The organism is Empedobacter sp. EJD.6dd (assembly GCF_057369435.1).
Genome location: NZ_CM170667.1, coordinates 2,102,926 through 2,124,612, shown reverse-complemented (window position 1 = coordinate 2,124,612; position 21,687 = coordinate 2,102,926). Strand labels below are relative to the sequence as shown.

The following is a 21,687-nucleotide window of genomic DNA, read 5'->3' as shown; positions in this document are numbered from 1 at the left end:
AAACCGACTTGTTTCAAGCTTTTTTGTATTTTTGAAGTTAAAGTTTAATGATTAGTTAGAAATGAGAAAATTTACTTTACTAATTTGCCTATGTTTGGTTCAATTGGCTTTTGCGCAACGCAAAGGATATTGGCAACAAAAGGTAGATTATAAAATTGATGTTGATATGAAAGAAAAATCATATCAATACGATGGAAAAATGCAATTGAAATACACCAACAATTCAGGTCAAAGCTTGAATAAAGTTTATTTCCACTTGTATTTTAATGCTTTTCAACCAGGAAGTATGATGGATAATCGTTTACAAAATATTCCAGATCCTGATAAAAGAATGGCAACTAATGTTGGAACAAAAGAAAATCCTAAATATGTAAGCCGTATTTCTGAATTGAAACCAGATCAAATCGGCTATCAAAAAGTAACATCTCTTAAGCAAGACGGAAAAGCTGTTTCATATAAAGTAGACGGAACAATCTTAGAAGTAACATTGGCAAAACCAATAGCAGAAGGACAAACATCTACTTTTGATATGATTTGGAATGCTCAAATTCCTGAACAAATTCGTCGCTCTGGACGTAATTCTAAAGATGGAGTTGAGTTTTCAATGGCACAATGGTATCCAAAAATGGCAGAATTCGATCCAGAAGGATGGCATTTAGATGAGTACATTGGTCGTGAATTTTTTGCGCCTTTTGGTAATTTTGATATAACGATTAACATTGATAAAGATTATGTAATCGGAGCTTCAGGAGAATTACAGAATCCAAATAGTGTAAAAGGTTATGTAAAAAATCCAATAATCAAAGCGAAGAATGGAAAAGTAGCTTGGAATTTCAAAGCTGAAAATATTCATGATTTTGTTTGGGCTGCGGACAAAGAATTTATTGTAGAACATGCAAAATCAAAGCATGGTGTTGAGGTATATTTGGTGTATCAAGACAACGATTCGTCTCCAGCTTGGAGAGAGGCGATGCCTTATGCATTAGGTTTCTTTGATTATAATTCTGAACATTTTGGAGAATATCCTTGGAAAACATATTCAATTATTCAAGGTGGTGATGGTGGAATGGAATATGGAACAGCAACATTAATCGCAGGTGGTAAAAATTTAAATAGTTTAATCGGAACTATTTTTCACGAAGCAGCTCACTCTTGGTATCAACAATTATTTGGTATTAACGAAACATACAACGAATGGTTTGACGAAGGTTTTACTTCTTACGTAGAACAAATGGCTCACTTAAATGTTGTAGAGAAATTGAAAGTGATGCCTTCTAATCCAAATCCAGATGCATACAAAGGATACATTGGTTTAGCGCTTTCTGGTAAAGAAGAACCAGCAAGTTTATTAGCAGATTATTACAATACAAATTATGCGTATTCTTTAGAAGCGTATTACAAAGGTCAAGTTTTGGCAATTCAATTGGGATATATTATTGGAAATGATAATTTGAACAAAACATTTTTAGAATTCTATAAACAATGGAAGTTTAAACATCCATCAGGAAATGATTTCAAACGTGTAGCGGAAGAAGTTTCTGGCATTAATTTAAAATGGTATTTCAACTTATTCATCAATACAACACGTAAAATTGATTACGCTGTAGAAGGAGTAAATGGAAATACAATTACAATTGCAAACAAATCAGATTTTGCAATGCCTATTGACTTATTGGTTGAATACAAAGATGGTTCGAAAGAATTATTTTACATCCCTTTACGTGAAATGCGTGGAGAAAAACCAGCAGAAAACTTAGTAGAATATCAAGGAGCGAAAAGAACTATTTTAGAAGATTGGTTCTGGACAAAACCTACTTATGATGTTAAAGTTTCGAAAGAAGTTAAACAAGTTACCATCGATCCAACAAAACGTTTGGCAGATGTGAACGATAAAAATAACGTATTTACAAAATAATGTTATTAGCAGTAAATATTGGAAATACTAATCTTCGTTTCGCGGTTTTTAAAAGTGAAACGGAGATTATTACGTGGACAATCAACTCTAAGCCTTATCGTACCGAATATGAATTTTTCGCAAAATTCTCAAACATGTACGAACCGTTCGGAATTTCGAAAGATGATATTACTGATATTGTAATCGGATCGGTTGTTCCGCCACTTACAGCAAGTGTCAAAATAGCTTTGCAACGAATTCACAAGTTCAAACCAATGGTTGTTGATCGTAATACTCCTTCTGAAATTGTGCACACGTCAAACCAAATGGGAACAGATTTGTATGCCAATGCAGTTGCAGCACATTATCAAGATTACAAAGGCAAAAAAATCGTCATCGATTTTGGAACAGCTTTAACTTTTTTAGGAATTAATGAAGACGGAAAAGTTCGTGGAGTTGTAATCGCTCCGGGAATTATCACGGCACTTAATTCTTTAGTTGGTGAAACGGCTCAATTGCCTACAGTAGAACTTCGTGCACCAGAAAGTGTACTGGGAACAAATACAGAAGCGTGTATGCAATCTGGTATGGTTTACGGATTTTTGAGTATGGTTGAAGGAATGATTGATCGAATTAATACAGAAGCTGGAGAAAAATCAGTTGTGATTTCAACTGGCGGAGTTGGTGGAGTTTACAAATCGTTGACCAATAAGATTGATACAGATGATCGTTTACACACCATAAAAGGTCTAAAAATACTTTACGAATTGAACAAAGATTCGTTTGAGAAATAAAATAAAAAAAACCGCTAATTAGCGGTTTTTTTTATGCATTATAAAATCAGTTATTTCAGAACTATAAATAATATTATTCGATTCTTTTTCAGGTTTTTTCTCTAAAAATTCAATTGAAGGATTAACCAATCTTAAAATTGATTTATAAATATAATCAGGTTGTTTATTTTCATGAATATAATGAAACGATTTATTCTTAAAAGGAATATTATACTCGCTTTCTACGACTTTCTTCTCATCATCGTAATAATAAGTAGGAAGCTGACTTTTTGCTTTGACAACATTCTCAACAGCATTTTTATAAAAGATGAATTTTGTCGGAATTTTTACAATAAAGCATGTGTTATATACAACACTTAAAATACAAATTATGTATAAAAATTTATCCGAAACGAACTGATGCTCTCGAATTGTAATCAACAAAGCAAAACAGAATAAGTAAGAAGAATTAAAAAGGATTCGTATTCCTAAAGGTTCTATTCCTTGAACCATAGCCGAAAAAAAGTGATTATTGCATTTATAACTGCAATGATAATTATAAACTTGATAAATAAACTTTTATTCTTTCTTAAAATGCGAATGCTTATATACCAAAAAATGAGATCTACACAGATTAATATTAACGAAAGAACAAGTTTTATTTTCGATGAATAATCAAATGTTTTGAGATAAAAGAAAGGATTAGAAAGGTTAATTAAACCAACAAAATCAGTATAAGTATCCAACCAAAAAGTATCAAATTCATCATTTACTCTTCGATTTTCTGAAGCAAAAGAACCAATTGTTAAATAATTAATAAGTAAATATAAAAATAAGAAAATCCCAATCGTTACGATAGTTGAGAATAAAGTAATTCTTATTTTTTTATTATTTTTTAAGAATGGTAAAAATGCAAGTGCAGCTATAAAAACAAACACATTTGCATATCGAATTGTACAAAGAATAAGACCTAAAATAGAGCAAGCAATTAAGTATTTTTTATGATTTATTTTATTATTAAAAAGTTGATAAGAATAATATAAAAACAGATATAAAAATGGTAATCCAATATATTCGGAACTTTGGTACACAAAAATCCAAAAAGTAGATTTTAAACACATTAACATCACGGTTTCTCTAAAATAAAAATTTTTTTTGAAAGAAAAACAGATAATAAAGAGATAACAAATACTTTTTAAAAGAATAGAACTATAAAAATATTCATTCGTTAATATTTCCATCAGCTTCAAAAAAAAGGAAAACCAATCGGAAACAAGTTGTCATTAAAAACAGGTAATTTATCTGCAGCTTTTACATAAGTTAAAAAATCAACACCAAGACCTCCGTTAGACAATAAAAAAGGAACAAAAATAATAAGCGATAAAGAGAGTGAGATCAGATAAAAATCTAATTTTTTGAGTGTCATTATAAATTGTTTGTAGTATCAATAACGCTTTATTTATGAAAAAATTAAAAAAAATGCTTAAATTTTGTAACCTTTTTACAAACCTTGAGTCTATTAAGTAAGAAAGCAATTAACACACGTGAAATTATTTGTACTAAATCGAAAAAGTAAAGAAGAAATTTTAGTCGAACGGCTAAAAAAGAACGATGCTTTAGCGCAAAAAGAACTCTACGAACAATGTTCTAAAAAGATGTTGAGTATATGTAGAAGTTACATTCAGGATATGCATTATGCAGAGGATTGTATGATTAACGGTTTTTGTAAGGTATTTAACCATATTCAGAAATTCCAAAATAAAGGAAGTTTCGAAGGTTGGATGCGTCGTATAATGGTCAACGAATGTTTAACTTTTTTACGTGCAAATAAAACGCTTATTTATGTAGATGATGTGAGAGCTTCTAATTTTGATGAAGTAGAAGATGAAGTAGAAGAAACATGGTTAAATTTTAATGTACAAGATGTGTTAGATCAACTTTCAGAACCTTATCGTTTGGTATTTAATCTTCATATTCTCGAAGATTATTCGCACCAAGAGATTGCAGAAATGCTGAATATTTCTGTGTCGACCAGTAAAACGCAGTTGTTTCGTGCAAAGGCTAAACTGAAAGAAATTGTTCTAAGTAAAAAGAAAATGACAAATGAAAAACAACGATAAAATATCAAACTATATAAAAGACGATTTAGAAAATCGTGAACTGAATCCTTCTCATGATGCTTGGGACAGAATTCAAGCTCGTATGGATGTTGTTCCTATGCAGCAAAAATCTAATTTTAAATGGTGGTTATCAGCTGCCGTAGTCGCATTGTTTACAGTTTCTACATCGGTTTATTTGTTTATGAATCCTACAGAAACAGATAATGAACCAAAAGAATTTGTGAATAAACAGGAGCAAAATCAAGCTATTCAGATCGAATCTGATTCAAATCAAATACACTCTTCTGAAACTGTTTTGGCTAATAATGAGAAAATAGATTCGTCAAAAGAAATAGTTGAAGTACCACAAAAAGAAGAGAAGAAAGCGATACAACATGGCAAAGTACATGTTGCTATAAATGAGGAATCTCAACAGGTTGAAATTTCATTGCCAACAAAAAAAGAAGCTGTTGTTGAAAAGAAAGAGGATTTAAAAGTTGAGCTGCAAACTAAAAGAAGTTTTGTTACAAACTCAACTGTAGATTCAGCAAAAACGAATAAAAAGAAAAAGAATTTCGTAGATCCAAATATGTTGTTGTATTCGATCGAAAATAAAGAAAATCTAAAAGAGTCTAACCAATCGCGCGTGGTTTCTATAGGCTTTAAATAATACATTAATATCCATTAAATTAACAAGATTATGATAAAAAAACTTATCGTAGCAGGATTATTATGCTTATCAGCTACATCACTATATGCTCAAAAATTTACATTTGATTTGAACGATAAAAACGACGAAAAAATTAGTCCAATTGTTCGCGATCGTATCAGCGAATTTACACTGGTTATTCGTCAAATTGTTCAAGAAGAAAAAACGGCAATGGAAAAGAAAATTGCAGAAGTTGATACAGACCTAAATATTGGTAAACTTAGTGCTACTGAAGCTACTGCAAAAAAAGAAGAAATTGCAAATGTATATTCAGGAACAATAAATGATAGAATTTCTGAAGTTAACTTCAATTTAGATGATATCATCAAACAACAAGTTGCATTTTCGATTATGAATGGTGAAGATCCAATTTCACCAAAATCAAGACAAGATGTAAAAAAACGTTACAGAATAGCTAATCAAATTAATGGTTATGGTTCTTTCGGTTACATGGCTTTTACAGGAAAAAATGATGAAGAATTAAATAAACATGAAAAGTTTTCGAGCAATTTAACAGCTGGTTTAGTCTATGAAAGACAATTAGCTTTAACAAGTCCTATAAACTTTTTGGCAGGAGCATTATTTTCATGGAGAACATATCGTATCGACGATGATATGCGATTCAACAGAGATGAAAATGGAGATGTAAGTTTAGTAAAAAGTGAAAAATCCTTAGATAAATCAAAGTTACGTTCGGCATATTTCATGGTTCCAGTTGGTTTTAAATACAACTTCTCGAAAGTGAAAAATATAACAGAAGATTTTGCTTATCGCCCTCAAGGAAAGCATTATATTGCAGCGTATTTGTACGGCGGAACATTATTGTCATCAAATAATATTTACAAAGGAGATGGTGTTCGCAATAAAGAAAGAGGAAATTATAATGTAAACAATTTTATTTACGGAGCCGAAGTGACAGTTGGTTTAGGAATGGTGAATGTTTTTGTTCGTAAGGATTTTAATAATTATTTTAAAGATAACACATTCGATAATCGTAAAATGATTCAGTTTGGCATAAATCTTGGAATATAGAAAACATCTCAATCATAGTTTTAGTATTGAAATTTTATAACATAACATTTTTAAAATATAATAAACCTCAGAATCTTCTGAGGTTTATTATTTTCAGAAAATAATTCTAAATAAATCTCAAAAAAGCGTAAATTAGTACAAATCCAATTCGATGATAAAATCTAAACTCAGCTGGCAAACATTTATTCCTATCATCATTTTTCTATTCTTGATGGTAGTTAACTTTATGTTTGTTAAGGTTTTTTGGTTTGGAGGAAGCTTTTGGATTGATGAACCTTTTTTACGCATCGGAATTTTCATGATTTCTCTCTTAGGATCAATGTCGATTCTATATGATTTGACGTTCAACTTAACACTATTTACGCTAAAAGACGAAACGTTTCAGATTAGAACAATTTTCAGAAAAGATGAAATTCCTTATCGTGCAATTTATTATTTGTACGAAGAAGAAGATATTTTACGCCTGAATCGAAATCAAATTCTAACCATTCAAACCAAAAAATCAAAATTCAAACTACGTAGCTTTTTTGATTCAAATTATGATGAAGTAAAAGCTAAAATCACCGAAAAAGCAGAACAATACGTTAACTTATTGGCCTAATGAATTTAATAAAATCAACTATAAAATTTGATGTAGCGATTAGATGGACAATATTAGTTATGTTGTTTATATTTTGCATTGTGAAAATTATTAGGGATAGAAATGAATCATTTCAAAGAACTTATTTCTTAAGTACAGCTCCAAAATTAGATCAAAAAGAAGATAACTCTCTTTATCAGATATACTATTACTGGAAAGATCCTGTATATAAATACGATTCAACACTTCTAAAAGTGAATTATAATAAAAATGATGAAGATTATTATGCTGAATTAATTAAGGAAATCCAGAAAAATAAAGATGATAAAGTTGGAATTAAATTCAAACTGAATAATAAAAATACTTTCTCAGACATTACGAATATGTTTCAAATACTTGAAAATGTAAATCAAAGAATATTTTTTTTCGATTTTGAAGATGATTATTTATATCTTCTAAAATCCAATTCAGATTCTGATAAAATCAAAATGATAGAAACCCATTTATAAATTAAAAAGTCGCTCTATGAGCGACGTTTTTTAATTATTACTATTGTTTTTTAAGTAAATCAAAATGTTTTGAATCAGCACTAAAATTGCAACCGACGTAAAAAACATAAAGCCAACATAAATGGCAACTTGTTTGTCTTGACCAATTTTGATGAAAATAAAGTAAGCTAAAAGCGTTCCCATAATTTGCATAATAACTGAACGCCAAGCAACTTTCTTTACGATTGCAGCTTCTTTTGTTCTAAAACCAGCAATTCCTTGATAAATTGTCGGAAAAATCAACATGATAAATGCGATTATTTTTAAGAGTGTATCCATTTATACTTTTATTTCTTTCTGCATTTGTTCCACAACTTCATAAGTAGCAGGACAAATCAACGTATTTTTAATCGTTAAATGATTAATCTGATAAAACTTTTTTCGGTCTGTATGTGGAAATTCACGACAAGCTTTTGGACGATCTTCGTACACCAAACAATAATTTTCGTTATCCAAAAAAGGACAAGGCAATTGCTGTAAAACATAATCGTTGTCCTCGTCTATACGCAAATACTTTTCGATGAACTGACTTGGTTTCAAGCGAAATACATGCGACAAACGCTCAATATCTTTTTGAGTAAAAAGTGGTCCTGTCGTTTTGCAACAATTCGCACACGAAAGACAATCAACTCGATTAAAAACATCTTCGTGAATTTCTTCCATTTTTTGATCCAAGTTTTTGGGTGGCTTTTTCTTCAGCTTCTCCAAAAACTTTTTGTGTTCTTTCTGTTTTTCTTTTGCTTTCGCAAAATATTCTTCTAAGAAATGATCTCCCATTCTTCTATAATCTCCTTCTTTTACCGAAAATATTTCACAAGATTCTAAAGCTTTAAAATCTTTTAATTGATGATATCGTTCAATATCTCGGTGTTCTAATTTCTTCAATAAATGGATAAATTCATAATCCATTTGACTAGTTGTTACATCAATTTTAATTTTCTGAAAATCAAAATCGATTTTATTTCGATCAAAATTATAACCTCTTCGTGAAGCTTCTTCCCAAACTTCAGCTAAATATTGATTAATTGCTTCAAGTGGTTTTTCAACAGATTTGAAACGAATTAATTGTGGATGATTTATATAGCCCTTTGTTTTTCCTTCCAAAACATTTTTTGCCAAGAGCGTTTCGCGCCATAGTGCTACAATTCCTTTTGCATCAAGATATTTCGGATGAACAGACCAAATTCGCATCTATTACTTATCTTTTTTGATTTCTTCTACATTTTTTACACCGCGTAATCTGCAAAATTCTTCAATTACATTGTGATGAGTAACTGTTTTATCTTTGAAATAATTAACAAAATATTTCTTTTCTTCTTCTGTTGCTTCCAATTGGTTTAAAATATTCATCAAGTGCATTTTCATGTGTCCTTTCTGAATTCCAGTTGTAACTAACGAACGTAACGCACCAAAGTTTTGGGCTAAACCTGCAACTGCCACAAATCCCATCAACTCTTTTGCATTTGGTTTTCCAAGAATTCCTAACGCTAATTTTACCAACGGATGTAAAGCAGTTAATCCACCAATTGTTCCAAGCGCAGTTGGTAAATCAATCCAAAAACGGAAAATACCATCTTTCACTTCGCAATGCGTTAGCGAAGAATATTGACCATCTTTTGCAGCATATGTATGCGCACAAGCTTCCACAGCACGGAAATCGTTACCTGTTGCAATTACAACTGCATCAATTCCGTTCATAATTCCTTTATTGTGCGTTGTTGCACGATATGGCTCTATTTCAGCAATACGAACAGCACGAGAAAACTTCTCTACAAATTCTTCCGCCGCAACATTTCCTTCCGCTAATTGCTCAACTGGACAAGAAACTTCTGCACGAACAATACAATCTGGTGTGTAATTCGATAAAATACACATTACAATTTGAACAGAATCTTTTTCGTTATCTGTAAAAGTTGTATCAGCTTCGATTTCGTTGCGTAATGTTTTTGCGAATTGCTCTAAACATGAATTGATGAAGTTTGCACCCATCGAATCCATTGTTTCGAAAGACGCTTTTATTTGATAGTAATTTGCTAAATCTTCTGTTTTATCAATTAATTCTAAATCCAAAATTCCACCACCGCGCGCGCGCATATTTTTGGTAATGTCGTTTGTCGTTTCGATTAATTGTTGTTTGATAGTAGACTCAAAAGCATTTTTCAACTTTTCTTTGTCACCTTCATACATAAAATGAACGTGGCCCAATTTAGTTGTGGATAAAATTGTTGTTTTGAAACCACCACGTGTTTGCCAAAACTTAGCAGCTTTAGAAGCCGCAGCAACTACAGAAGACTCCTCAACAGCCATTGGAATGGCATATAATTCATCGTTTATTAAAAAGTTTGGAGCTAAACCAAACGGCATATAGAAATTAGAAACTGTATTTTCAGAAAACTCGTCGTGCAATTTTTGTAAATCTGCATCGTCATTCCAATATTGTTTCATGATTTGAATTGCTTTTTCATCGCCATTCAAATATTCATTTACAACCCATTCAATTTTTCCTTCTTTCGACAATTTCGAAAAACCTTCTACTGCTTGATGCTTCATATTGGATATTTTTTATAAGACAAAAATACAAACGTTTTGAATGTGAACTTGTACTTCCTCTGTTTTTTCATTATTTTTTAACGATTTACTAGAGTAGTAAATTTGAGTCAATCCAATAAATATAGATTTATTTATTGGATTTTCATTCTTTTTTGATGCTATTTACCTTTTCATCTCATTAAGTTTCTTCGTGTTTTCTTCGACAGTTCTTCGAGGATTGTTCGACAAAAGGTGCATTTTTAGGGAGGTTTGTCGAACAATCCTCGAACGATGGTCGAACGAAGGTCGAACAAAGCCAAAATCGACCTAAAAATCATTTTTGCTCTAACCACTATGAATAGTATCGTGTAGAGAAATTTTATTTTGCTTAAAACAGTAGTTGTTTAAAAAGTTGATGGACAGAACTGGACAAATGTGGACAAACATGGACAAAAGTGGACACAAAAAGACGATTTTGTAATTTGTATGGATTAATTCGTTATATTATTGCTTTTAAATTTAAAATATACATTGATTCTATTGATAATTATTTTTCAGGAATAAGTTGTAGGAAGAATAAAATGGTGTTGTATTTTTTTTTGATGTTGTAATAATAATCGATTATTCGTGGAAATGTGTCTTATGAAAACACAGAATTGATTATATTTGATAGTTTGAACTCACATTTTAAGAAAACTATGAAGAAATTTATTTTAAGTTTAGCTGTCTTAGCGATGGGTGCGTATTCATATGCACAACAAATAACCATTGAAGGGATATATGGCGGAAAATACCGCGAAAACTCGTTATATGGTGTAAATTCGTTGAATGATGGTGAAAACTATACTATTTTAACAAAAGACGGTTTAGTAAAACGTTCGTACGAATCGACATTAAAAAAAGGACAATCGTCTGATGTAGTTGTTGTTCCAGGAAAGTTTGAAGGATATGAATTTAGCTCAGATGAGCGTTATGTATTGTTGCAAACGAATTCTAATCAAATTTATCGTCACTCTTTTACAGCAAAGTTTGAAGTTTATGATACCCAAACGAAATCGAAGGTATTATTATTTGACGGAAAAGGAATTCAAGAGCCTTTGTTTTCGCCAGATGCCTCTAAGGTGGCTTTTGCTTTTGAGAACAATTTATACATACAGGATCTTAAAACAAATAAAGTAACGCAAGTTACAACTGATGGTAAGAAGAATAATGTTATCAACGGTATTAATGATTGGGTTTATGAAGAAGAATTTGGTTTCGTAAGAAACTTTGATTGGAATGCTGACGGAACTTCTTTAGCTTATGTTCGTTTTGATGAATCGAAAGTGAAAGAAATTAATATTCCGATTTACCACAATAATCTTTATCCAAAAGAATTAAGATACAAATATCCAAAAGCAGGACAAGACAATTCGGAGGTTTCTTTGCATGTTTTTGATACAAAAAATAACGCAACAACAAACGTTAATTTAACTGGTGTTCAGAATTACTATATTCCAAAAATTAAGTTCTCTAAAAAAGCGAATTTATTAACAGTTGTAACGTCTAATCGTCATCAAAATAATGTTGATGTATCGTTTTATGATATCAACTCGAAAAAAGTAAACAAATTATTTACAGAAACAAACAAAGCATGGATTGAAACAGATAATTTAACTGTTGAGTTCTTGGCTGATAATTCGTTCTTATGGACTTCTGAGCGCGATGGAAATAATCATATTTATCATTATGCAGATAACGGAAAATTGATTAATCAAGTTACGAAAGGAGATTGGGAAATAACGAATTATTATGGATACAATCCTGCAAACAAAACGCTTTATTATCAATCAAATTCTAATAATGGGAAACGTATTTCGACAGAAAGACAAATTTCTTCGGTTAGTTTAGATGGTAAGAAAACAACGATGTTGACGAAAAATAATGGAACGAATTCGGCTGCTTTTAGTAAGAATTTCACCTATTTTATTAATACTTTTTCTAACACAACAACACCAAGAACAATTAGTTTAGTTGAGTCTAAATCTGGAAAAGATTTGGGTGTGATTGTCGATAATGCTCCATTAAAAGATAAATTGAATGCAGATAATATTGGTACAAAAGAATTATTTGTATTAAAAACAGCTGCGGGACACGAATTGAATGCGTACGTGATTAAACCTAAAAACTTTGATCCGAACAAAAAATATCCAGTTTTAATGTATCAATATTCTGGACCAGGTTCTCAGAATGTAAACAATGCTTATTTCAATTCGAATGATTATTGGCACATGATGTTAGCACAAGAAGGTTATATTGTTTTCTGTGTTGATGGTCGTGGAACTGGTTATAAAGGAGAAGCTTTCAAGAAACAAACGTATTTACAATTGGGTAAATATGAAGTAGAAGATCAAATTGCTGCTGCAAAAGAAATTGGTAATTTACCTTATGTAGATAAATCTCGTATCGGAATTTGGGGTTGGTCTTATGGTGGATTTATGGCTTCGAATGTATTATTCAAAGGAAATGATGTGTTCAAAGCTGCTATTGCTGTAGCTCCTGTAACAAACTGGCGTTATTATGATTCTGTTTATACAGAACGTTTTATGCGTACACCAGAAGAAAATGCAGCTGGATATGATGATAATTCACCAATTAATTATGCAGATCAATTAAAAGGTAATTTCTTATTGATTTCTGGTTCTGCTGATGATAACGTGCATCCACAAAATACATATGAATTAGCTGAAGCATTAGTGCAAGCGAATAAAGATTTTGATATGGCAATCTATACAGATAAAGACCACGGAATTTATGGTGGAAACACAAGAATTCAGTTATATCGTAAGATGACAAACTTTATCAAGAAGAATTTATAAGATAAGCAATATATTTATCAGAATAAGCCAATGATTAGATTAGTTTGCTATTCAAATTGACAAAAATCATGCATTAAATAAAAAAAACCTCTGCATTGTCAGAGGTTTTTTTTATTTTCGTTGATTGCTAATAAAATCTAAATGATATATTAGCGCTTAGTTAAAGAAATTATGAGTAAAGAATTAACTTTAGAGGAAATTCAGAATTTTAAAGGAAAGTATCCAAAACAAATATGGAGTCTTTTCTTTTCTGAAATGTGGGAGAGATTTTGCTTCTACGGTATGCGAGGAATGTTAGTATTCTTCATGATCGATCAATTGAAATTTGAAGAAGCTCAGTCCCAATTGCAATATGCCGCAATTCAGGCATTCGTTTACGCTTTTACATTTGTAGGAGGTTTATTTGCAGATAAAATTTTAGGATTTAGGAAGTCATTGTTTTGGGGAGGCTCGCTGATGATTTTAGGAAGTATCCTTTTGGCATCAGATCCTCATAATTTATTTTTCTTAGGAATGTCTTTTACCGTAGTAGGTACAGGTTTCTTTAAACCAAATATCTCTACAATGGTAGGAGAATTATACAAAAAAGGAGACGAAAGAACAGATGCTGGTTTCTCACTTTTTTATGCAGGAATTAACTTAGGAGCTTTCCTTGGAGGATACATTTGTATTGCAATTGGTAAAGGACATCTATTTACCGATATTATTGATGTTGCACACAGATGGAACGTAGCCTTTGGTTTAGCTGCTTTCGTAATGTTAATCAGTTTAATTAACTTCTTTTTTACTGAAAGACACTTAGGTCCAATTGGTTTACAACCACGTAAAATATTACCATCAGGAGAAACAGAAAGAATGCCTTTATGGAAAGAAATAGCTGTATATGTTTGTACAATACTTTCTATTCCGTTGATTATGGCAATGGTAAAAAACACTGATTATACAGACTATTTTATGTATACAGTAGGACCATTGACGTTGATTTACTTGTTTTATGAAATGACAAAAGTAACTTCTCAGGAACGTAAAAAATTATACGCAGCCTTAGTTTTTATTGTTTTTTCAATTTTATTCTGGGGAATCTACGAGCAAGCAGGTGGGTCGTTAAGTATCTATGCTGCTAAAAACCTTGATTCTAATTTATTAGGGTTAAACTTAGACCCGAATGGAGTTAATAACTCTGGAGGTGCATTTTTCATTATTTTAATAGCACCTTTATTAGGTTTATTATGGATATGGTTAGCCAAAAAGAGAATTGAGCCAAATACAGTTATAAAATTCGGATTAGGATTTATTCTTTTAGGATTAGGATATTACGTATTATTTGCAACAAAATTCTTTGCTAATGCAGATGGAGTTACTTCATTAAATTTCTTTACATTAGCTTTATTAGTGATTACTTTCGGTGAATTATGTTTGTCGCCAATTGGTTTATCAATTATGACAAAATTATCTACACATAATTTACAAGGAATGATGATGGGAATGTGGTTCCTTGCATCTGCTTACGGGCAATATGTTGCAGGAATTATAGGTTCAAACATGTCAAAGTCTACAGTAGAAGGTGGTTCTAATTTGGATAGATTATATGCTTACGCAGATGGATATAAAGAAATTGCTTTATACGCAGTGATAGCTGGTGTAATTTTAATTGCTCTATCTCCACTTGTTCGCAAATTAATGCAAGACGTAAAATAACTTTTAAGATATATACATTTTAACAAATAAACATGAGTTCGAAATCGGAAAATTTCTTTGATTCAAAAGTATTGGGACATCCGTCAGGATTGTTCGTGCTTTTCTTTACAGAGATGTGGGAGCGTTTTTCATTCTACGGAATGCGCGTTTTATTAATTCAGTTTTTAACAGCTGCAGTTATTGGTTTAAATCCAGGTTGGGAATGGTCTATAGAAAAAGCAACTGCTTTATACGGAACATACGCAATGTTATTATACATTACGCCCATCTTTGGAGGGATTATTGCCGATAAATATATAGGCTATCGATGGGCAGTTGTAATTGGTGCGATTATTATGACGTTAGGTCACGCATTCATGGCTTTTGATACACCGATATTTTTATATTTAGGATTAGCGTGTTTGGTAATAGGAACAGGATTCTTTAAACCAAATATGACTTCTATCTTATCAGAAATGTATAAAGATTTCCCAGAGAAAAAAGACGGAGCTTATACAATTTTCTACATGGGAGTTAATGCAGGTGCATTCTTCGGAATGATGTTATGTGGATTCTTAGCAGAAAAAGTAGGATGGCACTGGGGATTCGGATTAGCAGGTATCTTCATGTTATTAGGAACATTACAATTCTGGTTAGCAAAACCATTATTTGGGCATATTGGAGAGGTTCCATCAAAAACAGGAAATCAAATTACTGCTGACGATGAAACACCTAAATACGAAGCTGGAGAAAAACCAAATCCTTTTACAATTTTAGATCAAATCTTAATCGTTATTATGACGTTATTAGGATTAGGATATGCGTTCAATGATCCATTAAATGCAATTGGTGGAATTAACTTATTTCCATTTTCTATTGGAGGATTATCTGGTCAAAATGTCGTTATTTTAATTGCATTATTCTTGTTCTTCTTTGTGGTAATTCGTCGTTTGGCAAATTATACTAAAGTTGTTCGTGATCGTATGATTGCAGTAATTATTTTTGCATTCTTCGTTATCTTCTTCTGGATGTCTTTCGAACAAGGAGCTACATCGTTAGTAATCTTTGCACGTGATAATACAGAACGTAACTTGATTGGTGGTGCTGCAATGGCATTCAACGTTTTCAATACATTATTAACAGTTGTTCCATTATTGTTTATCTCTTATGTATTGATTTTATTAGCAAAACAAACATTTAAAAAAGCGGCAATGTCTAACGTTGTTTTAGCGTTTACATTCTTAGGAATTTGGGCTGCTGCAATTTGGATGTTAAATTATAACTGGACTTCTCACTCGTATGATGTTTCTTACCAAGCAATTGAAACGGCTAAATTAGATGATTCAGGTAAGCAAGTAATGAATGAAGAAGGTCAACCAGTTTTTGTTAAAACACCTGTTACAGCTTCTTATGTGGCTAATTCTACAGATAAAATTGTAACAGAAACAATTAATTTAGCTTCTCAAGATGCTTTAACAAAAGGAACTGATATCAACATTCATCAAGAGGGAGACAAATTTGTTTTAGTTTCTCCAGAAAGTTTAGTGAAATTAGATGCTGAATACAAAAAAGAAAATAAACCATCAGAAATTGTTCCAGCTAAAGTTGCAGAAATTAAAGATAGTCAAGTTGAAATTACTGTTTCTTGGTTCTCTACATTAAATTCATTCTTTATCATCGCATTAGCGTCTTTAGTTTCTCGTGTTTGGGATTCTAAATACAATCCATCAGCTTCTGTAAAATATGGTTTAGGATTAATCATTATGGCAATCGGATTCGGATTCTTAGCTTTCGGTTCTTACGGAATCTCAGAAGGAGTACGCGTATCTATCATCTGGTTAGTTTTAGCTTACTTGTTCCACACATTGGGCGAGCTCTGCTTATCTCCAGTTGGACTTTCGTATGTATCGAAATTAGTTCCAGCTCGTATGATTGCATTTATGTTCGGAATGTGGTACCTTGCAATTGCAATTGGTAACAAATTGGCAGCCATTTTAGGAGGTCAAATCGAAAATATTACAAAAGAATATTCGTTATCAACTTTCTTCTTAATTTTTACAATTGTACCAATTGTAGCAGGTTTAATCGTTATCGCTTTAAATCCAATTATGAAGAAATTGATGCACGGAGTTAAATAATAAAGATTGAAATTATGAAATCAAGCTTAGCAATCGCTGCCCTAATTTTATCATCATTTCTTTTCGGACAAGAAATTAAATGGTTATCATTAGACGAAGCAACAAAAGAAATAAAAGCACATCCAGAAAAACCTGTATTGATATATTTTTATACAACATGGTGTGGATTCTGTAAGCGTTTAGATAAAGAAACCTTTACAGATAAGAAAGTTGCAGAGTATGTAAACAAAAATTACATTCCTGTAAAATTTGATGCAGAAACAAAAGATATGGTAAAATTTATGGGAATTCAGTACACATACATTGCGCCTGCTAAAGCGAATTACATGGCTTATGCCTTTACAAATGGACAATTGAGTTATCCTGCAACTGTTTTGATGAACGGAAAAGGAGACATAAACAAAGTTGTTTTAGGTTTTCGTAGTTCAACAGATTTCATAGACGATATCAAAATTTAATCGAGAAATAACCTTGTTGAGAGGTTTTCCATAAAATAGAATCCGAAGTTTCTTCGAGTTCTGTAACAATAGAAGGGTAGTTGCTGGCATCAGCAATTACCCTTTTTAATTGGTTATTTTTTTCGAAACGATAAAGCTTTGATTGATGAATTAAGATATAAAAAGGTTTAGTTATAGAATCTTCATTTAATAAGAACTTAAATGATTTAGTTTCGATAGAATTTTGATGTTTAATAAACTGTTGATGTTTAAAGCTTGAATCATAAGAATAGAATTCTATTTGCTTAATTCGTTGATGAATTTTATATGGTTTAATCGTAAAATTATATGTTTTTTCATCCAAAGGATTTTCGCTTAAAATTGCTAAATTTCGTTGATTTCTTATTCCGATAATACTATTTTTATATTGATTAAAAACGATTAATTCATTCGAATGATTAAGTTGATAAACTTGATAAAATCGTTCTGCTTCAATTAGAAATAAAGAAATTAAACAAACAATGAATGCTAGTTTAGATTTTTTGAGAAATAAAGGTTTCAGCGCATATAAAATAATTCCAATTAAAATTGCAGTAAGTAAACTGATGTAAATATCTTTTGCTACGAATTTGAAACTCGCTAACCAATAAATATATTGATTCGAATAAGATATAAAATGATTAAAAATCCATGTGTAAGCAGGAATATTGATGTCCAAAATAATGAGAATAATACTGATTATTCCTCCACAAATCATCAAAAAAGAAGCTGGAATTAAAACTAAATTCCCAAATAAAAATAAACCTGAGAATTGATTAAAATACAAAACAGAAATAGGCAAAGTTCCTAGTTGAGCTGATAAACTTGTTTCAATCATAATTTTTATTTTTTTCAAAAAACTATTCTTTACTTTCCAAAAGTGCTCGAAAATTGGATTGAGCCAAACAATGAAAAATACAGCAGAAAAACTTAGTTGAAAACCAACATCGAATAAAAAATTTGGTTGAAAGATTAAAATTACAAATGCTGAAAGCGAAAGTGTGTGATAAATATTCTTTGGACGATTGAGTAGTTCGCTGATATAATAAATTGAAATCATCAGTGCAGAACGAAAAACAGGAGGTTGTAATTCGACATAAAAAGCAAAAATCCAAATAAATATTAAACTGATAATAATTCGAATTTTTCGCCCATTTTTTAGTTTTAAAAGAGGTTGTAATACGAATTGTAAAATCATATAAATCATCATTACATGCAGTCCAGATATCGATAAAATATGGACAACTCCCGTAGCAATATAACTTTGATTCAATTCTTGTGAAAGCTCGGTTCTATCACCTAAAAGCATCGAAGAAATAATTGCTCTGCTTTCAAGTGAATAATCTTGTTCCGTCAATTTTTTTCTGATTTTTACTTTCGATTTTGCAGCCCAATTCCGAAATCCTTTACCTTCTTTATGAATTGAAATAACATCGTTTGTAAAGATTTGAGAATAAATATTTTTTCTATTTAAGAATCGGTTATAATCAAATTGATAGGGATTTAATGGTTGTTGAATTTCAGTTTTTTGACCATGAACGATGATTTCATCTGATGGAAATAAGAGATGTTGTTTAAGTTTTAGATGTAAAAGAATTTGATCATTTGTTTCAATATCTTTTACAACATAATTGGTGTATTTTTCGGTTGAACTTGAATTGTAGATAATCTTTAGAAGATGAACTTTTGAAGTGGTAGTAAAATCAATTTTTTGATGTTGATTGTAATTTTGATGAATATAGTAGCCTAAAAAAATACAAATGATTAAAAAAGGGATGATATTTTGTCGATTATTATTTTTTAACAAAGAGATAAAAAGAAGAATAATTAGTAGAAAAAATATAATTCGTAAATTTGTAGCAGGAATTAATAATTCAGAAATAATTATTCCGATTGAGAAACAAATTGTTAGGACAAAAAAGAGATACTTTTTCATCCTAATAATTTAACATAATATTTACAAATAGTAGGTTTTAAGCATTTGTAAATGAGTTGATTAAAAATTTAAGAAAATGAAGAAGATTCTTATACTGGTTGTGTTGTTTTTTACTCAGATGGCGATGGCACAAATTGATGTAAAATTATCAATCACAAACCTTAAGAAAATGAAAGGGAATTTGGCGATAGAGTTTTATAGAAATGTAGAAAATTATACAAAAGGTCAAAATGCGTTCAAGAAATTATATGTTCCAGTTGCTGATATAGATAAATACGAAACAGTTTTTAAAGATATTGAACCAACTTTTTACGCTGTAAAAGTGTATTTGGATACGAACAATAATAAACAGCTTGATAAAAGTTTTTTGGGTGTACGTAAAGAACCATATGGTTTTTCGAAGAATTTAGATCCTATTTTGCGTGAGCCAACTTTTGAGGAAGCAAAAGTCGAGATGACCGAAGAAAATAATACAATTTCAATTAAATTAAATAACAATAAAGGCGAAGAATAACTTCGTCTTTTTTGTTAAAACTTAATTGAAAATCCTAAATTCAATCCTAATAAAGATGGATTTTTAGCATCTACATTTTTTAACGGATTTAGCATATATCTATAATTTGGTTCCAAATTTATACTTGATTTATTTGATAGATTATACTCTAACTTAACTCCAGCGTTAGCGCTATAACTCGAATTGTTTAAGTTATTTGCTTCACCTAATTTATAATTTGATCTTGTATTCGTATCAGCTAATGAAATAGAATTTTTCGTTACAACATAATAACTTCCTCCCGCTGTTGCTAGAATATTAATTTTATCAAAACTTGCCAATTTATATTCAACTTCTAATGGAACTTCTATATAATGAACTTTTTGTTCCATAGTATTGGCTTCAGAAGACAACATGGTCATTGTCGTATGTGATGCATTATCACCTACAACTCGAATATTCGAATGATATGTGATATTGTTAGATGATTTTGGCGTGCTTGCAGAAAGAGCATAAACACCGGTATTGATTCCCGAATTTATATTAGTTGTATTTTGTTCCAACTCAACTTTTGCAATTCCAGAACGAATATTTAATTTGTCGTTTAATCGAACAGAAACTTTTGCGCCATAAGCAACTGTAATGTTATTTTTGATGTTGTGATCATTAAATTCATCTGCTAAAATAGATTTTGATTCTAACATTTTAGTCGGATTTATGTATGAAGAAACAGCTAAAATTGGAGATTTTTGTTTAACAATAATTTTCTCTTCTTTTTTCTTTTTTTCTTCTTCTAGAACTAATTCTAACGGTTTTTCATCTTGATTTTTAGCTATTAATTCATCTTTTTTGATCGTTTCTTTTTCTGTTGATGAATTCTTTTTTTGAATTGAAATTTCGTTTTGATTCGAATCAGTTAATGGAAATTCGTTTATAAGATTTTGTTTATAAACTTTGTTTATATTCGAAATTAAAGTTGGATCATCATTACTATTTTCAAAAGATTGAGTTGTTTGATGAATAGAATTTTTTTCCAATTTTATATGAGTACTTATTGATGAAATAGAACTCTGATTTGAGATTGAAGTAAGAGAATCGGTTTTATTTTTTTGTACAGAAATAGATGACTTTTCTGTCTCCTTAGAGTTTGTTTTTACAATTTCATTTGTAGGAAATTGATTTTCTCCGATAGTCTCATTTTGATTGAAATAATACACAGCAATTCCTGCTACTAAACATGCGGCAGTGGAACCAATCCAATAAAATATAGGAATAATTCGTTTTTTCTTTTCTTTTTCATCTAACTTCTCTTGGATGTTTTTCCAAGCGTCCATCGGTGGAAATTGTTGTTGAGAAAGTTTCTCTTTAATATGTTGATCAAATTTGTTCATCTTCTGTGACAGTTTTTAAAAGGTTGAGTTTTTGTTTTAATAAATTTCTTGCTCTTGATAAGTTTGATTTTGAGGTTCCTACCGATATGGTTAACATTTCTGCTATTTCTTGGTGAGAATATTCTTCAAAAACGTAGAGGTTAAAAACTTGCCTGTATTGTGGTGGAAGATTATGAACAGCTTCTAGCAATTGTTTATAATCAAAATTTTCTTCAACTTCGTCGTCATTTTCTTCTGTTATGATTAGATTTTCGTAATCTTCAAATGGTAAAGTATTTTTCTTTTTTAGCTTTTCTAAATTGAGATTTACCATTATTCGTTTCATCCAACCTTCAAAAGAACCTTCAAATTTGAATTGAGTTATTTTATTGAAGATATGAATAAAACCCTCTTGAAAAATATCTTGCGCATCTTCGTAATTTTCGGCATAACGAAGACATATCGAGAATAAAACAGGCGAAAACTCAAGGTAAATTTTCTCTTGAGCTTTTCTATTTTGTTCTTGACATTGCTTGATCAAATATTCAAGAGAGTCGCTATTCAAACTTATTGGA

The 21,687-nt window shown here is 30.7% G+C and carries 21 protein-coding genes and 1 pseudogene; 12 read left to right on the top strand and 10 right to left on the bottom strand.

All coding sequences use genetic code 11. The annotated features are described in order from the left end of the window. The first annotated feature begins 61 nt into the window (after window positions 1-61). Together AC2I98_RS10110 and AC2I98_RS10105 are read left to right on the top strand one after the other, a co-directional pair. Window positions 62-1,915, top strand: coding sequence for a M1 family metallopeptidase (locus AC2I98_RS10110; protein ID WP_486411564.1), 1,854 nt, complete (start codon window positions 62-64; stop codon window positions 1,913-1,915). Next, a complete protein-coding gene (locus AC2I98_RS10105) occupies window positions 1,915-2,688 on the top strand; it encodes a type III pantothenate kinase (RefSeq protein WP_486411563.1) in 774 nt (257 codons plus the stop codon). The genes AC2I98_RS10110 and AC2I98_RS10105 overlap by 1 nt, the downstream gene beginning before the upstream one ends. An 18-nt stretch (window positions 2,689-2,706) precedes the next feature. Here AC2I98_RS10105 and AC2I98_RS10100 read toward each other — a convergent pair whose 3' ends face one another. From AC2I98_RS10100 to AC2I98_RS10090, 3 genes are all read right to left on the bottom strand, one after another. Further along, window positions 2,707-3,180: a hypothetical protein gene (locus AC2I98_RS10100; protein ID WP_486411562.1), complete on the bottom strand. Its 474-nt coding sequence runs from the start codon at window positions 3,178-3,180 to the stop codon at window positions 2,707-2,709. Then, window positions 3,165-3,788: a hypothetical protein gene (locus tag AC2I98_RS10095; protein ID WP_486411561.1), complete on the bottom strand. Its 624-nt coding sequence runs from the start codon at window positions 3,786-3,788 to the stop codon at window positions 3,165-3,167. Before AC2I98_RS10095 ends, AC2I98_RS10100 begins: the two co-directional genes overlap by 16 nt. Window positions 3,789-3,913: 125 nt before the next feature. After that, window positions 3,914-4,093: a hypothetical protein gene (locus AC2I98_RS10090; RefSeq protein WP_486411560.1), complete on the bottom strand. Its 180-nt coding sequence runs from the start codon at window positions 4,091-4,093 to the stop codon at window positions 3,914-3,916. A gap of 118 nt (window positions 4,094-4,211) precedes the next feature. On the opposite strand from AC2I98_RS10090, the gene AC2I98_RS10085 reads away from it, so the two are divergent. The 5 genes from AC2I98_RS10085 to AC2I98_RS10065 all read left to right on the top strand — a co-directional run bounded on the left by AC2I98_RS10085 (window position 4,212) and on the right by AC2I98_RS10065 (window position 7,596). After that, the gene (locus AC2I98_RS10085) at window positions 4,212-4,787 is read left to right on the top strand and encodes an RNA polymerase sigma factor (RefSeq protein WP_486411559.1); all 576 of its coding nucleotides are present in this window, start codon (window positions 4,212-4,214) and stop codon (window positions 4,785-4,787) included. Beyond that, the gene (locus AC2I98_RS10080) at window positions 4,771-5,436 is read left to right on the top strand and encodes a hypothetical protein (protein ID WP_486411558.1); all 666 of its coding nucleotides are present in this window, start codon (window positions 4,771-4,773) and stop codon (window positions 5,434-5,436) included. The genes AC2I98_RS10085 and AC2I98_RS10080 overlap by 17 nt, the downstream gene beginning before the upstream one ends. 30 nt (window positions 5,437-5,466) lie before the next feature. Then, window positions 5,467-6,507: an outer membrane beta-barrel protein gene (locus AC2I98_RS10075; RefSeq protein WP_486411557.1), complete on the top strand. Its 1,041-nt coding sequence runs from the start codon at window positions 5,467-5,469 to the stop codon at window positions 6,505-6,507. Window positions 6,508-6,658: 151 nt separating this feature from the next. Next, on the top strand, window positions 6,659-7,108 hold the full coding sequence (locus AC2I98_RS10070) for a hypothetical protein (protein ID WP_486411556.1): 450 nt from the start codon (window positions 6,659-6,661) through the stop codon (window positions 7,106-7,108). Then, entirely contained in the window at window positions 7,108-7,596 is a 489-nt protein-coding gene (locus AC2I98_RS10065) for a hypothetical protein (RefSeq protein ID WP_486411555.1), read from the top strand. Before AC2I98_RS10070 ends, AC2I98_RS10065 begins: the two co-directional genes overlap by 1 nt. 30 nt (window positions 7,597-7,626) lie before the next feature. Here the strand turns inward: AC2I98_RS10065 and AC2I98_RS10060 are convergent, their stop codons facing one another. From AC2I98_RS10060 to AC2I98_RS10045, 4 genes and pseudogenes are all read right to left on the bottom strand, one after another. After that, a complete protein-coding gene (locus AC2I98_RS10060) occupies window positions 7,627-7,914 on the bottom strand; it encodes a hypothetical protein (RefSeq protein ID WP_486411554.1) in 288 nt (95 codons plus the stop codon). Continuing rightward, on the bottom strand, window positions 7,915-8,412 hold the full coding sequence (locus tag AC2I98_RS10055; RefSeq protein WP_486414071.1) for a YkgJ family cysteine cluster protein: 498 nt from the start codon (window positions 8,410-8,412) through the stop codon (window positions 7,915-7,917). It abuts the gene before it with no gap. A gap of 186 nt (window positions 8,413-8,598) precedes the next feature. After that, window positions 8,599-8,826: pseudogene (locus AC2I98_RS10050) on the bottom strand (pyrimidine dimer DNA glycosylase/endonuclease V); the annotation flags it as partial. A gap of 3 nt (window positions 8,827-8,829) precedes the next feature. Then, window positions 8,830-10,185: a hydroxymethylglutaryl-CoA reductase, degradative gene (locus AC2I98_RS10045; protein WP_486411553.1), complete on the bottom strand. Its 1,356-nt coding sequence runs from the start codon at window positions 10,183-10,185 to the stop codon at window positions 8,830-8,832. A gap of 677 nt (window positions 10,186-10,862) precedes the next feature. Between AC2I98_RS10045 and AC2I98_RS10040 the strand changes: the two genes are divergently transcribed. The 4 genes from AC2I98_RS10040 (at window position 10,863) to AC2I98_RS10025 (ending at window position 17,295) form a co-directional block, all read left to right on the top strand. Next, window positions 10,863-13,022, top strand: a complete 2,160-nt coding sequence (locus AC2I98_RS10040; RefSeq protein ID WP_486411552.1) for a S9 family peptidase — start codon at window positions 10,863-10,865, stop codon at window positions 13,020-13,022. A 171-nt stretch (window positions 13,023-13,193) separates the two neighbouring features. Then, window positions 13,194-14,720, top strand: a complete 1,527-nt coding sequence (locus tag AC2I98_RS10035) for a peptide MFS transporter (RefSeq protein WP_486411551.1) — start codon at window positions 13,194-13,196, stop codon at window positions 14,718-14,720. A gap of 32 nt (window positions 14,721-14,752) precedes the next feature. Further along, entirely contained in the window at window positions 14,753-16,837 is a 2,085-nt protein-coding gene (locus AC2I98_RS10030) for a peptide MFS transporter (RefSeq protein WP_486411550.1), read from the top strand. A gap of 14 nt (window positions 16,838-16,851) precedes the next feature. Beyond that, window positions 16,852-17,295, top strand: a complete 444-nt coding sequence (locus tag AC2I98_RS10025) for a thioredoxin family protein (protein ID WP_486411549.1) — start codon at window positions 16,852-16,854, stop codon at window positions 17,293-17,295. Here AC2I98_RS10025 and AC2I98_RS10020 read toward each other — a convergent pair. Next, window positions 17,285-19,249 carry a ComEC/Rec2 family competence protein gene (locus tag AC2I98_RS10020; RefSeq protein WP_486411548.1) on the bottom strand — a complete coding sequence of 655 codons (1,965 nt, stop codon included), beginning with the start codon at window positions 19,247-19,249 and terminating at the stop codon, window positions 17,285-17,287. The genes AC2I98_RS10025 and AC2I98_RS10020 overlap by 11 nt on opposite strands. A 76-nt stretch (window positions 19,250-19,325) precedes the next feature. Here AC2I98_RS10020 and AC2I98_RS10015 point away from each other — a divergent pair, with 76 nt between their 5' ends. Further along, entirely contained in the window at window positions 19,326-19,763 is a 438-nt protein-coding gene (locus tag AC2I98_RS10015) for a DUF2141 domain-containing protein (RefSeq protein ID WP_486411547.1), read from the top strand. A gap of 14 nt (window positions 19,764-19,777) precedes the next feature. Here AC2I98_RS10015 and AC2I98_RS10010 read toward each other — a convergent pair whose 3' ends face one another. After that, window positions 19,778-21,133, bottom strand: coding sequence for a porin family protein (locus tag AC2I98_RS10010; RefSeq protein WP_486411546.1), 1,356 nt, complete (start codon window positions 21,131-21,133; stop codon window positions 19,778-19,780). Then, a complete protein-coding gene (locus AC2I98_RS10005; protein WP_486411545.1) occupies window positions 21,120-21,677 on the bottom strand; it encodes an RNA polymerase sigma factor in 558 nt (185 codons plus the stop codon). Before AC2I98_RS10005 ends, AC2I98_RS10010 begins: the two co-directional genes overlap by 14 nt. Window positions 21,678-21,687 lie beyond the last annotated feature (10 nt).